At 62.4% G+C, this 14643-nt stretch carries 12 protein-coding genes; 5 read left to right on the top strand and 7 right to left on the bottom strand.

Annotated elements, in window-relative coordinates:
- Nucleotides 1–19: 19 nt before the first annotated feature.
- Both OK352_RS06415 and OK352_RS06410 read left to right on the top strand, forming a co-directional pair.
- Entirely contained in the window at nt 20–541 is a 522-nt protein-coding gene (locus OK352_RS06415; RefSeq protein WP_265140618.1) for an ASCH domain-containing protein, read from the top strand.
- Nucleotides 538–1656, top strand: coding sequence for an FAD-dependent oxidoreductase (locus OK352_RS06410; protein WP_265140617.1), 1119 nt, complete (start codon nt 538–540; stop codon nt 1654–1656). Before OK352_RS06415 ends, OK352_RS06410 begins: the two co-directional genes overlap by 4 nt.
- Before the next feature lie 102 nt (nt 1657–1758).
- Here OK352_RS06410 and OK352_RS06405 read toward each other — a convergent pair whose 3' ends face one another.
- Both OK352_RS06405 and rsmI read right to left on the bottom strand, forming a co-directional pair.
- The gene (locus OK352_RS06405) at nt 1759–3105 is read right to left on the bottom strand and encodes a hypothetical protein (protein WP_265140616.1); all 1347 of its coding nucleotides are present in this window, start codon (nt 3103–3105) and stop codon (nt 1759–1761) included.
- Between the two features lie 117 nt (nt 3106–3222).
- Entirely contained in the window at nt 3223–4038 is an 816-nt protein-coding gene (rsmI, locus tag OK352_RS06400) for a 16S rRNA (cytidine(1402)-2'-O)-methyltransferase (protein WP_265140615.1), read from the bottom strand.
- Nucleotides 4039–4094: 56 nt separating this feature from the next.
- Between rsmI and OK352_RS06395 the strand changes: the two genes are divergently transcribed.
- The 3 genes from OK352_RS06395 (at nt 4095) to OK352_RS06385 (ending at nt 7980) form a co-directional block, all read left to right on the top strand.
- Nucleotides 4095–5837 (top strand): dolichyl-phosphate-mannose--protein mannosyltransferase, encoded by a 1743-nt coding sequence (locus OK352_RS06395; protein WP_265140614.1) that lies wholly within the window; start codon nt 4095–4097, stop codon nt 5835–5837.
- 77 nt (nt 5838–5914) lie between these two features.
- Nucleotides 5915–6919, top strand: a complete 1005-nt coding sequence (locus OK352_RS06390) for a YeiH family protein (RefSeq protein WP_265140839.1) — start codon at nt 5915–5917, stop codon at nt 6917–6919.
- Between the two features lie 164 nt (nt 6920–7083).
- Nucleotides 7084–7980, top strand: coding sequence for an aminoglycoside phosphotransferase family protein (locus OK352_RS06385; protein ID WP_265140613.1), 897 nt, complete (start codon nt 7084–7086; stop codon nt 7978–7980).
- Nucleotides 7981–8038: 58 nt separating this feature from the next.
- Here the strand turns inward: OK352_RS06385 and OK352_RS06380 are convergent, their stop codons facing one another.
- The 5 genes from OK352_RS06380 to OK352_RS06360 all read right to left on the bottom strand — a co-directional run bounded on the left by OK352_RS06380 (nt 8039) and on the right by OK352_RS06360 (nt 14642).
- Nucleotides 8039–9379, bottom strand: a complete 1341-nt coding sequence (locus OK352_RS06380) for a CynX/NimT family MFS transporter (protein ID WP_265140612.1) — start codon at nt 9377–9379, stop codon at nt 8039–8041.
- 412 nt (nt 9380–9791) lie between these two features.
- Nucleotides 9792–10697: a carbohydrate ABC transporter permease gene (locus tag OK352_RS06375; protein WP_265140610.1), complete on the bottom strand. Its 906-nt coding sequence runs from the start codon at nt 10695–10697 to the stop codon at nt 9792–9794.
- Complete coding sequence (locus OK352_RS06370) at nt 10694–11683, bottom strand: carbohydrate ABC transporter permease (protein WP_265140609.1); 990 nt, start codon at nt 11681–11683, stop codon at nt 10694–10696. The genes OK352_RS06375 and OK352_RS06370 overlap by 4 nt, the downstream gene beginning before the upstream one ends.
- A gap of 26 nt (nt 11684–11709) precedes the next feature.
- Nucleotides 11710–13038 (bottom strand): ABC transporter substrate-binding protein, encoded by a 1329-nt coding sequence (locus tag OK352_RS06365; protein ID WP_265140608.1) that lies wholly within the window; start codon nt 13036–13038, stop codon nt 11710–11712.
- An 83-nt stretch (nt 13039–13121) separates the two neighbouring features.
- Nucleotides 13122–14642 carry a M81 family metallopeptidase gene (locus OK352_RS06360; RefSeq protein WP_265140607.1) on the bottom strand — a complete coding sequence of 507 codons (1521 nt, stop codon included), beginning with the start codon at nt 14640–14642 and terminating at the stop codon, nt 13122–13124.
- Nucleotide 14643 lies beyond the last annotated feature (1 nt).

Raw genomic sequence — 14643 nt, 5'->3', positions numbered from 1 at the left:
CGCGGCTAGGCTCGGAGCCGTGGAAACGACTCCGATGACTCCCATCGATGCGGATGCTGCGAGTGCCATGTGGCGCGACTATGCCGTAGCGAATCCTGGCGTCGCCCAGCTGTTCGACATCTACGAGGCTGAGCAGTTCGGCGACTCGGCCGAGATGGCTGACGAGCTGCTCGCCCTGATTCTGGATGGCCGGAAGCGCGCGACGTCATCGCACGCCGCCGAGTACCGCAACGATGGTGACCAGTTCCCTGCCATCGGCTCGCACTGGATCTCGTGCGATGGCAGCGGCATCCCCCGGGCGATTCGCCGCATCGTCGAGCTGCGAGTGGCACCGTTCGCCGCAGTGGACGCACAGTTCGCGTACGACGAGGGCGAGGACGACCGGACACTCGAATCGTGGCGGCACGAGCACTGGCGCTTCTTCAGTCGCGTCTGCGCGGCCCGCCGAGCAACGTTCAGCGAAGACGACGAGCTGATTCTTGAACGCTTCGCCGTGGTGTGGCCTCCCGAAGTCGCCGACGCGGTTCCGTTGCAGCCATGACGCAAAAGTCTGTCCTGATCTCTGGGGCCGGGATCGCCGGTGCCACAGCAGCGTTCTGGCTCAGCCGTTCGGGGTGGAATGTCACGATCGTTGAGAAGGCCGCGCAGATTCGCTCAAGCGGCAATCCCATCGATGTGCGCGGACAGGCGGCGTCGATCGTTCACCAGATGGGGCTGTGGCCAGAGATTCAGCGGTCCGCAACGGGAGTGGACACCCTCGTGGTCGTGGACGCGCAGGGCAGACGTCGAGCGACGGTTGCCACGCGAACGACGCCGGACCCGCAGAAGGAGGTCGAGGTTGCCCGGGCGACGCTTGCCTCGGTGCTTCTGAAGGCAGCAACGAACGATGCTGAGCTGATCGTCGGTGACTCGATTTCCGACATCGCTCAGTATGCTGGTGGCGTCGACGTCGGGTTCGCCTCGGGACGTCGTCGACGTTTCGACATCGTTCTCGGTGCCGACGGGCTGCACTCCAACGTTCGACGGCTCGTGTTCGGTCCCGAAGGGGATTTCTCTCGGCCGTTCGGCATGTTTGTCGGGACGATGCGCACGACGCTCGAGGGCGGCGATGCCTCTGAGGTCGTGATGTTCAACCGGCCGAACATCTCGTTGTCTGTGCACCCCGCAGGCGGGGAGCCTCTGGCCGCGTTCATCTTCCGCAGCAGAGAACGATACGACAGGCACAGCGCTGAAGCCCGAAAGCACCTCGTCACGTCGGCGTACTCCGGCCAGGGTTGGCAGACCGACGAGGCTGTCGCCGAGTGGTGTGCATCAGACGACGTCTATTTCGACGAGGTCACGCGTATCGCCATGCCGTCGTGGTCACGTGGCCGGGTCGGATTGCTGGGAGACGCCGCCAACTGCATCTCACTTTTGGGTGAGGGGTCGAGCACCGCCATCGTGGCGGCGAAGACGCTCTCTGATGCCCTCGCGGCTCATCCGAACGACCAGCCGTACGCCTTTGCCGCCTACGAGGCCGTCCATCGCCGGCGGCTGCGCGCTCTGCAACGGTTTGCCGGTGTCAGTTCTCACTTTCTGGTACCGACGAGTCGGTCCGGTCTGTGGCTGCGAAACTCCGGGCTGGCGCTCGCGTCGGGGCGTCGTCGGCAACACTGACGAACGGCAGCCGCCTCCCGAGCGAGGCCGGGCAGGCAACCGCATCGGTGTCTTGCCCGCCCAACCTGCACCCGCAGGGGCGTTTCCACTCACGACGTCGCGTCAGCGTCGACGCGCACGCACCCGGCCGAAAACTCGTGTCATCAGCAGCACAAGCCCGGAGGCCAGCAGGGCGAACGCTAGTGCGGCGGCGGTTCCTGCCCCCTCGGCACCCGTTCTCGGGAGCTCCGACTCGGCGTTGACGGCGTCCTGTTCGCCCGTCGACGGGTTGTCTGGCGTTGCAGAGGGCGGGGTCGCCGATTCTGTCGGTGCGGGTGTCGCCGGGTTCTCTGCAGCAGTCACGACAGTCTGAAGGTCGCCACAGGCGGACTCGACGGATGTCGATGGAACATCACCTTCGTAAGAGATGAGCCAATACAGGGTTCCCGCGTCTTCCGGGATGAACTCATCCGACTCCGCAGTTCCGTCGTCGGAGAGCGGAGCGGTCGACGTGAACACCGGCTCCGTCTGGCAGAGTTCGTCGCTGTAGACGGCGAACTGCACCTGCCCCGATGATGCGGGTATCACCGTTGCCGATCCGGCAATGCTGTCCCCGATCGTGGCTTGCCCAGTCGCACCCACGCTGAACTGCGTCGTGACCGGGAGAATCTCAAACGACTGTGTCTGCGCCGGAGCAGGATCGAACTCGAATGGAGCACTATCTTGTGTCGCTTCAATGCTGCAGGTACCCACCGCGAGCAGGGTGACGGCGCCTTCGTCAACTGAGCATGTTGCCGGTGTTGTGCTGGCATAGCTGACGGGGAGCTCAGAACTCGCGGTCGCCTGCAGATCAACAGGTCCCGCGTCAAGAGGCGTATCGGCGATCTCGGGGAACGTGATCGTCTGCGATTCTGGAAGCTCGGGGATGCCGATCCGCAGCGTGCCTCGTAAGAAGTTGTTGAGATCTCTGTTCTGGCCGCTCAGTTCAAAGCCGTAGCTGTCTCCGGCAGAAACATCGAATGTCACGGTGCCGGAGTACGTGAAGCTTCCGTTGGGAGGCTGAGACGCACAATTCGGCCCTTCATCGATGATGGATGTCGTTGTGCGATCGCTGCCGGAGTCAATCACCTGGTCAAGGAGTGTTACAGCGTCGCACCACGCGTGATTCCCCACCCACTCGTACTCAGCGGTCACTGTGCTGTCTTGAGTCGCCGTTGTCATCATCGACCAGGTGCGTAGTTGTTCCTGACCGGCGGGATCCATGTCGTATGAGAACTGCGCGGGTGCTGCGGTGCCATCCGAGTCAAGCGAGAATGTGCCAGTAGGGCCGGACGCAGTCCATGCTGTTCGCTCGGGAGCTGCCTGAGCAGATTCTGCGCTGACAAGTGCCGGAGAGGCAACCAGCGCGCCCGCTGCAAGACCCAGACTGAGCACTTTGACAACACGGATTCTTGGTGGTGCAACAGTCACAGGTCGTCCCCTTCGATCGCAAGAAAGCGCAACTGTATATTCTGCGCACAGACGTAAGACTCCCCGCGACCCCCTTTTCGGGGGTGCAGGCACGGTGACCCCGCGGCATGCTGCCCGCTATCGCGCGTCAAGGGCTGCCTGGTAGAGGTCGCGCTTGCCGAGCCCCGTCTCGGCGGCGACCGCGGCAGCGGCATCCTTCAGCCTCTCCCCCGCGGCGACGCGATCCGTCACCCGAGCGAGACCGTCGTCAAGCGAGAAGGATGCTGCGTCCGCACCGTGAATCACGAGGACGATCTCGCCCTTCACACCGTCCGCCGCCCAGGCGGCGACATCTGACGCCGTGCCGCGCTTCACCTGTTCGAACAGCTTCGTCAGCTCACGACACACAGCGACGCGACGCTCATCTCCGAGCTCTGACGCGACATCGCCGAGTGCTGACGCAATCCGCTGCGGTGATTCGAAGAAGACCATGGTGCGTCGTTCGTCGGCGAGCGCGCGCAGCGTCTTACGGCGATCCGCGGGCTTGCGCGGCAGGAACCCCTCGAATGTGAACCGATCGGTGGGCATGCCGGACAGCGCGAGGGCGGTGACGACGGCGCTCGGGCCGGGAATCACGGTCACATCGACGTCGGCGGCGATGGCCGCTTGCACCAGGTGGTAGCCGGGATCAGACACGGTGGGCATTCCGGCGTCGCTCATCACCACAATGTCGCTGTCACGAGCCCGTTCCACCAGCTCAGCCGATTTTTCGCGTTCGTTGTGGTCGTGCAGCGCCACGATGTGCGGTCGGTTCTCGATGCCGAGGCCCGCCAGCAGGCGCACGGTTGACCTGGTGTCTTCTGCCGCCACGAACTCGGCGCTGCCGAGTGTTTCGATCAGCCGTTGTGAGGCGTCACCGAGGTTGCCGATGGGCGTTGCCGCAAGAATGATCATGCTGTAAGTCTGCCATCGCCCGATCTTCTCAGCCGATCGCTCGTTAGCATGGCAGAGTGCCAGGCCGCCAGACTCCCGCAGACGACGATTCGTTCGATTCCGTCGTGCACGGCTCCCGTGGCGTTCCCGAGACATTGGGCGCCACGGCACCCGCCCCCACTGCAGCCATTCCCAGCACACCAAGTCCCAGCACACCAAGCCACAGCACTCCACGCCACAGCACACCCAGCGACAGCGCGACAGGCACGCTCTCGCGCATCGACCTCTGGTGGAACCGGATGCTGTCGACCCCCGCACGCCAGCGACTCTGGAGCTGGGGCGGACCCGTTTTCGTCACACTGCTCGCCGCCGTGCTGCGTCTCTGGAACCTCGGCACTCCGCACGCGCTCGTCTTCGACGAGACGTTCTATGTGAAAGACGCCTGGTCTCAGTGGAACAACGGCTACTCCACGACCTGGCCTGAGAACGCCGACGCCGCTTTCGCCAACGGAGAGACCGACCAGTACAGCACCACCGGCTCGTACGTCGTGCACCCGCCCCTGGCGAAGTGGCTGATCGGCCTCGGCATGGCGATCTTCGGCGCGGACTCGAGTGTGGGCTGGCGCATCTCCACGGCGGTCGTCGGCATTCTCGCGGTGCTTCTGGTCACGCTGATCGCGCGCCAGCTGTTCCAGTCGAAGCTGCTCGGTGTGATCGCCGGAGGCCTCCTCGCCATCGACGGTCACGCGATCGTGATGTCCCGCGTCGCCCTCCTCGACACCTACGTCATGTTCTTCGCGCTGTGCGGGTTCGCGTGCGTGCTGCTCGACAGGCGCTGGCATGAAAGACGCCTGGCCTCCGCTCTCGCTGCCCGCACAGCATCCGGCCGCCCTCTCACGTGGGGCCCGGCGATTTGGGCCAGACCCTGGGTGGTCGCCGCTGGAGTGGCCTTCGGCCTCTGCACCGCGACGAAATGGTCGGGGCTCTACTTCTTGGCGGCGTTCGGGCTGTATCTGGTGGCCGTGGATGCTCTCGACCGCCGCCGCGCCGGTGTGCCGTTCTGGGCGTCCGCGGCGATTCTCAAGCAGGGCCCCGCGACGTTCCTGCTGCTCGTTCCCGTCGCGCTCGTCGTCTATGTCGTGAGCTGGACGGGCTGGTTCGTCACCGACGGCGGCTACGACCGGCAGTACGCGGCTGACGGCAATGCCTGGGCGGGCGCGTTCTCGTGGATGCCGCTGGCTGTGCAGAGTCTCGTCGCGTACCACCAGTCGATGTACGACTTCCACGTCAGCCTCTCGACGCCGCACCCGTACCAGTCGAACCCGTGGACGTGGCTGCTCATGCTGCGGCCCGTCGCCATGTGGTACGACGGCGTTCCCGCCGGCACAGGCGGATGCTCCAGCGATTGCGTCGTCGACATCACATCGATCGCGAACCCGCTGATCTGGTGGGCCGGGGCGGCGGCATCCGTGTATCTTCTGGTGCGGCTCGTGCTGAAGCGCGAATGGACGACGGGGCTCATCCTGATGGGCTTCGCCGGCGGCTACCTGCCGTGGCTGCTGTACACCAACCGCACGGTTTTCCAGTTCTACTCGATCGCGTTCGAACCGTACCTGGTGCTGGCGCTCACCCTCGTGATCGGGCTGCTGCTCGGCAGACCCGATTCGCCGCCAGACCGTCGCACCAGCGTCATCCTGGCTGTCGGCGTGTTCGGTGTCCTCTGTATGCTGCTCACCGCGTTCTGGTACCCGATGTGGACGGCGACGCCTGTGCCGACCTGGTTCGTCGGCCTGCACTATTGGCTGCAGAGCTGGATCTGACCGCGTGCCGCAACGGCGTAGCCTGACGTAGGGCAAAGATGAGGAGGCTCGTGGATACAGTCACGACGAAGAGCTCGATGGGCGGTTCGCTGAAAAACAGCATCCGGATGCTGCCGGGCATCGCCGCGTGCGGGGCGGCCGCGCTGGTGTCGTGGGGCATTTCGTCTGGGGTGCCGGAAATTCCGCTGCTCACCGCGTGCGTCGCGCTGGGGATCATCTTCGCCCAGCTTCCGGGAACGCAGGCGCTCATCCGCGGCGTCTTCGCTCCGGGGCTGGCGTTCTCGTCGAAGAAGCTCATGCGCGCCGGAATCGTGCTGCTCGGGTTGAAGTTGAGCCTTGTCGATGTGGCCGGACTCGGCTGGGTGACACTGCTCACGACGATCGCCATCGTTCTGATCACCTTCGCCGGAACGTACGGTCTCGGGCGGCTCTTCAAGCTGCCTGGCCATGAACCTCTGCTCATGGCGACCGGCTTCTCGATCTGTGGGGCCAGCGCGATCGGTGCCATGTCGGGCGTCGTGGGTGCGAAGCGCCGTGAGCAGGCACATCCGGTGGCGCTTGTCACGCTCTGCGGAACCCTCGCGATCTTCGTTCTTCCTGCCCTGTGGGGGCCGCTCGGTCTCTCCGATGAGCAGTTCGGGCACTGGGTCGGTGCTGGAGTTCACGATGTGGGGCAGGTTGTCGCGACGGCGCAGATCGCCGGTGGTTCTGCACTGGCTATCGCGCTCGTCGTCAAGCTCACCCGTGTGCTGATGCTTGCGCCGATCGTCGCCATTACGGGCGCGCTGGAGCGGCGACGAGCCGAGACCGCTCCTGATGCGAAGCGTCCTCCGATCGTGCCGCTGTTCGTCGCCGGGTTCATTGTCGCGATCCTGCTGCGTTCGTTCGTTCCGCTTCCCGAAGCGGTTCTGAGTGGCGCAGACGTCGTGCAGACCATTTTGCTCGCGATGGCGCTCTTCGGCCTCGGCACCGCTGTCGACCTCAAGCGGCTGCTCACCACCGGATGGCGTGCTCTCGCTGTCGGACTGCTGTCGTGGGTGCTCATTGCCGCTCTCGCGTTGGGGGCCGTGCACCTCTCCTGAGGCGGGCCGCGCACGTATTTCGGAAATCTCGCTTCGCTTTTCAGAGCCGTCGGCGTCGATCCCCGCAATCACGCGGATCCCCCGCGCGACCCCAACGACTTTTCCGAAATTGTGCACGCTGCCACGCGGTGCCGACCAGCATCCGGATTCTGTATCGTCAAGGCATGACCGCGATCCCACGCACGCACGACGACGAGGTGATCCCAGATGCTGCGCAGGTGACGCAGCTCATCGCTGACCAGCATCCGCGCTTCCAGGGCCTTCCCGTCACCCCCGTGTCGTCATCGGGCACGGACAATGCGATGTTCCGGCTTGGCGCTGACCTCGCGGTGCGGCTGCCGCGGCGCCCGGGCATGGACGATCGTCCGGCCCACGAGCATCGCTGGCTGACCGAGCTCGCTCCGCATCTGCCCGTCGCTGTCCCTGAGCCGGTTGCGCTGGGCGCTCCCGGTCGCGGTTACCCGTATCCGTGGCTCATTATGACGTGGTTGGACGGCGAGAATCCGCGTGTCGGTGAGCTGCAGCATCCGCACGCTCTTGCACGCGACATCGGCGCCGTTACTCGAGCCATGCGCGCGATCGACACGGACGGAGCACCCGCGACGGGCCGCACTCTCGCCGATCGGGATGCCCACGTGCGGCGCGATATCGACGCCCTGCGCGATGAGATCGACGCGGATGCTGTGACAGCGGTGTGGGATGACGCGCTGACGCTGCCCGACGCGGCGGTTCTGACCTGGGTGCACAGCGATATCGCCCCGGGCAACCTTCTGCTACGTGAGAGCCGGCTGCACGGCATGATCGACTTCTCGTGGTGCGGCGTCGGCGATCCCGCGATCGATCTGCAGGTTGCGTGGAACCTGCTGCCTCGCGACATACGCCCGACGCTGCGCGAGGCCAGCGGCGTCGATGAGGCGACCTGGCTGCGAGCGCGTGCCCGAGCATTGGCGCAGGCCCTCGTGCAGCTCCCGTATTACAAAACAACGAACCTGGCACTCGCGACCAACGCCCGCCACGTCATCGCGGAGGTTCTTGCCGAGGCAGCGAGCGAGAACGCCTGACGTCGACAGCGTGTGCTGACAAGCGCACGGAACGCCGTGGGAGCTGAGTCCGGTTGTGCTACGTCAGCACACGCGGACGGCTCGCCAGCACACCGCAGACGAACTGCACGGCGACGACGCCCAACATGACGGTGAGCGGCAGCTCCCAGGCACCGGTCGCGTCATGGATCGCACCGATCAGGATCGGGCCGATCGCCGCGAGCAGGTAGCCAATCGACTGGGCCATTCCGGAGAGCGCGGCCGCCGCGCGGTGATTGCTGGTGCGCAGGCCGAAGAGCGCGAGCGACAGCACAATGAGACCGCCCTGGGCGAAGCCGATCATGGCGAGCCACAGCAGCACGAACGCGGGGTGCAGCAGGACGCCGAGGATCCCGAGCGCTGACGAGACGGAGTAGATCGTGACGACAATGCGTTGGTCGCGCTGCCACTTGTGCAGCATCCCGGCTGCTGTGAGTGTGCCGACGATCCCGAATACCTGGAATGCGCTCTGATGCCAGCCCGCGGTGAACGCGTCGAAGCCGGCGGAGTGCTCGATCGCGGGCATCCAGGTGATCACCGCGTAGAAGATCGTCGACTGCAGGCCCATGAACACCGTCACCTGCCAGGCGAGCGCCTGCTTCCACGGCGACCGGCCCCGTGGCGGCTCGTCGGCCAGCTGCACGGCACGCATCTCGAGCGTTACCGTACCCGGCCGGCGCATCTGCGGAGCAAACACAGCGAACGAGATGAGTGCCAGACCCGCCCAGACACCGTATGCCAGCCGCCACCCGTCGTCCGAGAGTCCAGCGATCGGAACGGCGATTCCGGCAGCCACGGCCGCGAAGGCGGACTGCACGGCCGAGTAGACGCCCGTCAGCCGGCCGATCTCGCGTGGGAAGTCACGCTTGAGCACAGACGGCAGCAGCACATTGATGGCGGCGATCGCGGCACCGAGCGCCAGCGTTCCTGCCCAAAGGAAGCCATCGCCCGGAACCGACCGCGCGATGATACCCGCGGCAAGAACGATGAGCGAGGCTCCGATGGTGCGTTCAAGGCCGAGCTTCACGGCGATGGCCGGCATGATCGGCGAGAAGACGGCAAAGGCGAGAAGTGGGACGCTGATGAGTGCGGATGCTTCGATGGCCGAGAGGTCTGCGCCGGCGCGCGCTTGGTCGAGTACTGGTCCGACGGCGGTGATGGAGGCACGCAGGTTTGATGCGACGAGCAGGATGCCGATGATGACGAACCCGGGCCGCAGGCGACGTGCCGCTCCCCCGCCCTCTGCTGAGCCGCTACCTCCGCCAGAGACGGGGCCGCCGCCCTGTGCGCTGCCGGAACTGCGAGACCCGCCAGAGCCTGCTCCGCTGTTGTCTGCGGGCGTCGAGGCTCCACCGTCTGATTCGGAGCCGCGAGAAGTCATTGTTCAACTCTATAGTTTTTCCGCTGGCGCTCTGAAATCCTCCACCATGTGGAATCCAGCCGCCGATCCTGTGGGTCCGCCGTGTTCAGGTGGCAAAGATGGCGTGATTCCGCGGATATTTCGTGCATTTGCGCCATATGAACCCGTGGCGCGAGCCTGCCGCCTCAGGTGTTTGTGGCGAACGGCAGGTCCGAGTGCTGTTGAAGGCTCTTGGTCCCCACGCCGCGTGCCAACGCCAAATAAACTCAAATTCCTGCGCACGTACTCCCGCGATAAATTACGTTTGAGTAACCAGTATTGCTCAGTAATTTTGCTACAGCTGTTCGTCTATTAGCATTGCCCGCATTGTGGGAACTCGCCCAGTGACGAAAGTGCGACTGTCACGCAACGCTTCGTTCCCTACTCACGCGGATTAGCCTTTGACAGCACCTCCCAGGACGCCTCGGACAAAATAGCGCTGGAGTGAGATAACGAGGATGAGCGGCACCGCCACCGATAGGAAGGTTGTTGCCAGTAAGGTTCCTTGCCCTTGCGAAATCTGCTGTGCCATGCCCGCGAGCTCGACGGTAATCGGATTCGGAAGCTGCGAGCCCCCGAGAAAAATCAATGGCACGAGCAGGTCGTTCCACGACCAAAGAAACTGCATGATCGCGAGTGACGCCATCACAGGCATCGACAACGGAATTGCAACTGACCGAAACATGCGTAGTGGACTCGCCCCATCGACGCTCGCCGATTCGAACAGTTCGTTTGGGATGCTGGAGATGAACCCACGGATCAGAAAAATTCCGAACGGTACAGTAAAGCCAACCTGATACACCCAAATCCCTGGAACAGTGCCAGACAGCCCAATGTCGTTGTACACCTTGAGGAGAGGCACGAGCGTGATTTGCGGTGGAGTCACCAACAAAGAGACGAGCAGCAGCGAAAGCGCAGCCCTCCCAGCAAAGCGCATTCGGGTCAAAGCGTATGCACCGATAGTCGATAACACAGTTGTCAGAACTGTAGTCGGAACCGCGATCGCCAGCGACGTCGTCAGGCTCCCGACCACCCCGGCACCGTCCAGTGCGAGCTCGTAATTGTAGATCGTAAACAGAGGCTCGATGAAGGCCATCCACCACCCTGAGCTCGCCGTATCATCTTGAGTTCTGAGCGACGAGACCAGCAGCGCGAGGATTGGCACAAACCAGCTGACGATGAAAACGACGACTACGACGTGGATAAGCCAACGCCACGACCAATGAGAGCGACGGATATGCGTGGGGATCTTTTTGGCGTTCACCACCTCAGCTGTCGCGATCGGTGCTCGAACAGTCATGACTGCGCCTCCGCTCTGAATTGGAAAACGTTAATGAACACGACAGGCAAGGCTGCGATCAAAAGAATGACTGCGATTGCGCTCGCATGGCCAAGATCGTTCGCGGCGAACAATTCGTTGTACATTCGGTTGGCGATCACGTCCGTGTTCAAGTTGCCATTTGTCATGACGTAGACGATGTCGAACACTTTGAGAGCCGCAATGATCTCGGTCGTAATGACGACAAGAACAGCTGGCAGGATGCTGCGGAGCGTGACAGAAAAGAAGACACGAAGTTCTCCTGCTCCATCAAGCCTCGCCGCTTCCAGCAGCTCCCCTGCCACGTTCTTAACCGCGGCGGAGAGAATCAGCGTCGCAATACCGAGCGAGAGCCACACCGCAACCGCGATGAGTGCAAGATTGTTGATAAACGGTGTCTGAAGCCAGGGGACGGGCTCTGCGCCCGGCACAAGTGTGGTCAAAACAGCATTTACTGTGCCAATTTGCGTCGCTCCAGCTGGCTGGTATGAATACATGTGGGTCCAGATCACTGCTCCCGCGGTGAATGAAATCGCGGTGGGCAGAATGATCAGTGTCATCGCCAATTTCTCGTACTTGACTTTGTCAAAAAACACAGCCGCCAGCAGGGCGAGAACTAGCGTGACAACCGGGAACACGACAAGCCAGAGAAGGTTGTTCCCGATGACTCCGACCATCTCGCCCGTGAAAGACCAGATGAAGTTGTCCATCCCGACGTAAGTTGACGAATCCGGGCTAAAGAAGGCCGTAACCACGGTGCTCAGGAGCGGATACACAAGAATTAGCGCGATCAGCACGAGCGGTATCAGAAGCCACAACCACGGCCGCAGGCTTTTTGCGAACGGGCCGGGGAGCAGAGTAAGCATCCGCTCCCCGACACCGAGAATCGCGTAGACAGCGATGGGCAGCCCGATCGCACCAACGATGATCAGAAGCGGTACGTTCTCGATAAATTCCATCATCTGCATGTGTCCAAATCCGTGTCTTTGCCCGATTACTCTTCGGACGCAGCTTGGATCGTCTTGAGAACGCCGTCTAGTTGAGAGGGGTTCTGCAGGTAGGTGACGACGCCCTTCCAATAGGCATTCTGTGTTTCGGGATCTGCCAAAGCGTTGGGGCCGATCGCCGGCTTGGTCTCACCCGAACCGAAGTACTCCTTCGAGATCTTCTTCAGAATCGTCGTCGGATAGGCGTCGCTCGGCACATTCTCGTTTGCCACTGGCCAACGTCCAAGTGACGCAAGGTACGTTTGTGCGGGGGTAGACGAAATGAACTGCAAGAATGCCTTTGTGGTGTCGTTGTCTGTGAATCCGACGCTTGCCGAGGATTGGAACAGCTCGTAGTCAGAGAATTCCTCATTCGTCGCGGGCACTCGGTAAAAGTCGAGGTTCTCGCCGGGCCGGACTGAATCACCCAGATATCCTGGCACCCACGCACCCCAAAGTATCGCCTGGCAGGTCGCTGGGTCGGACGTGAGCCCGTTGTAACCGGTGGCGATCTGCGTTGAGAGAATTCCTGAGACCCCACCGTCTACGTTGCTGTCGTTGCCGATCAACTCGCCGAACTCCTCGAATGCATCCTTCACTTCGGGGCTAGTCCACGGCAATTTGCCCTCGCCCCACTCCCGATACAGTTCGGGGCCATACTTCTTTAGGAAGATGTTCTCGAGGAACTGCGCGCCGGGAAAACCACTTTGTGCACCGGCATTCTGTGCCGCGCACCAGACCGAGTTGCCCTCGTCAGCTTGCTCAGACGTCCACTCCTTGATCTGCTCCCATGATGCGGGATCTTCTGGCCCCGTGTATGTCTCGGGGTTGTACCAGAGCATGAAGTTGTTAAACCCTTGGTAAACGCCGAATACTTTTCCGTCTACCGAGGTATTGTCGAGCGCTTCTTCACTGAAGTTTTCCCTCAGTTCGTCGCCGAAGGCACTGGTGAGATCGATCGTGTCTCCCTTCTTCGCGTAGCTGAGCCCTATCCCGAGCGATAGGTCGGCGACGTCGGGCGGGTTGCCTGCCTGCAGTCGGGACTGGACTATGTTGTTGACATCGGGAGCTCCGGTGTACTTGACCTTCACTCCGGTGCCCTCAGTGAAGGCTTTATACAGCTCCTGAAGTGCCTGCCCATCGCCTCCGCTGTTGAGGCCAACCATCTCCAAGGATGTGTTGAGGTCCTTTCCTTCTGCAATTGCTTCAGCTTCTGCAACAGCCGCTTTGTAGTATTCAGCATCACCACCGCTCTGCTTACCTCTCGCCTGTTCTTCCGAGGCGCATGCGGCCATCAGCATCGCTATGGATGCCACAACCGCTCCAACTTTGAGCATGCGATTGTGTGTTGTGGATTCCGTCCTCATTGAGATCAACTCCGATTCTCTTCAGATTTCGTTCCGTTAGTGAGGGGGCGCCGTCACGGCGACGGCGGCGCGAAGGACATCTCGGCCTCGACCATCTCGCCGTGGAGCGGGTGGATGATCTCGACAGAGTTTGGGGCATCTGCGTCGCTCTCCCATGGATAGAGTGGGCGACGCCGATGCGAATAGTTGAGGCGGCCGATGACCAGATCAGTGCCACCAGGTGTGAGTGCCATGAAATGATCCCCAGCGTTCGCTTGCTGGGTCGGAAATAGATACCCATTTTTCACGACGACGGCGTCGTAGGCGGCAGTCTCGATCGGTTCCGGGCCGACGAACATGTCCGGGGGAAAGGCAGGGTCATCTGGATGTGCAAATGGCATCCGACTGGTACGCACGGTAAGGTCGACGCCTTTGCCACGCAGCAGTGCTTCTTCGGCGTCGCCAGAGGGCCCGGGAATAATACGCACGACACGCCAGGGCCCCAGCACCGGTTCACCATGCCGCGCGTCATTCCAGGCACCGATAGCTCGAAATATTGTGCCGCCTTCACCCGCCGCGACTGCTGCTGCGACAGCATCGGGATCCCAAAGACCTGCAAATAGAATCTGGGCCCCGGAGGCGACAAGCTCACGATTGCTCAGTGTCCGCGAGAGTGCGTAAGTAATGTCTCCGCTCGCTCCAGCGGTCACATTGTCACCCGAGTCGGAGATGTAGAGCGGTTTCGTTCGTCGCGCTCGAACGTGCGCAAGCGCCTCCTCCCATGTACCGGAATTGCTGTCGTCGATATGAAATTCGGCGCGGCGTCGCCAGAACTCTGTCGCAAGTTCAGAGGCCGCGGCGGCCGCGTCCTGAGCAACCCACGACGTCGTAAAGACAGCCGCGGAATTCCTCGCTTCATCCGCCCAGAGGAAGCCTATGCATATCGCGGCGTCGACAAGGCCATAACGCTGTATGACCTCGAGCTGCGCGCCGAATACTGATTCCCCAGGTTCTACGGATGTCATCGCAGCTTCCCCAGCGAGAAGGATCGGCACCTCCACCCACGCCTTGTAGGGCTTCATCCCATGTTCGACAACGCGCACGAGATTTTTCACCGCACGTTCCCGGGTGACCTCCGAGTCGACATGAGGGGCATGCCTGTGGAACGCAGCTAGGTCAATGAGACCAGCGAGCTCGCGAGACATGTTCCCGTGCGTATCGAACGATCCCGAGATAACGGTATCCGGGCCAGTGATCTCACGGACCTTGCGCACCAGCCGCTCTTCGGCGCCGGTGCGACCGATAACAGACATGCCGCCGTGGAACTGCATCCACACGCCATCGATGTGCCCTGCGGAGCGCAGACCCGACAGCATCTCGGCTTCGAGACTGTCAAAGGCGTCCTGTCTAATCGGACCTCCTGCGCCCGCAGTCGCAACGACGATGCCGAAGATCTCAGCTCCCGGCGCCCACTCGTCTGTGGCGATCCCGGCGAGTGCTTCGTCACCCCGCCTAATGATGAAATCGTCGAGTTCAGTCACATGGCTGCTAAATGTGCTGCATTCGACCGAGATGCCACAGACCGCGATTCTCACT

This window comes from Microbacterium sp. MPKO10 (genome assembly GCF_026107415.2).
Taxonomy (GTDB): domain Bacteria; phylum Actinomycetota; class Actinomycetes; order Actinomycetales; family Microbacteriaceae; genus Paramicrobacterium.
The sequence above is the reverse complement of the archived record's forward strand: the minus strand, read 5'-3'. Positions and strand labels throughout refer to the sequence as shown.

Bases quoted from the DNA above. Each gene is read 5' to 3' on its own strand.
- OK352_RS06410 (WP_265140617.1), top strand. From the start codon at position 538: ATGACGCAAAAGTCTGTCCTGATCTCTGGGGCCGGGATCGCCGGTGCC.
- OK352_RS06385 (WP_265140613.1), top strand. From the start codon at position 7,084: ATGACCGCGATCCCACGCACGCACGACGACGAGGTGATCCCAGATGCT.
- OK352_RS06370 (WP_265140609.1), bottom strand. From the start codon at position 11,683: ATGCAGATGATGGAATTTATCGAGAACGTACCGCTTCTGATCATCGTT.
- rsmI (WP_265140615.1), bottom strand. From the start codon at position 4,038: ATGATCATTCTTGCGGCAACGCCCATCGGCAACCTCGGTGACGCCTCA.
- OK352_RS06365 (WP_265140608.1), bottom strand. From the start codon at position 13,038: ATGCTCAAAGTTGGAGCGGTTGTGGCATCCATAGCGATGCTGATGGCC.
- OK352_RS06375 (WP_265140610.1), bottom strand. From the start codon at position 10,697: ATGACTGTTCGAGCACCGATCGCGACAGCTGAGGTGGTGAACGCCAAA.
- OK352_RS06390 (WP_265140839.1), top strand. From the start codon at position 5,915: ATGGGCGGTTCGCTGAAAAACAGCATCCGGATGCTGCCGGGCATCGCC.
- OK352_RS06380 (WP_265140612.1), bottom strand. From the start codon at position 9,379: ATGACTTCTCGCGGCTCCGAATCAGACGGTGGAGCCTCGACGCCCGCA.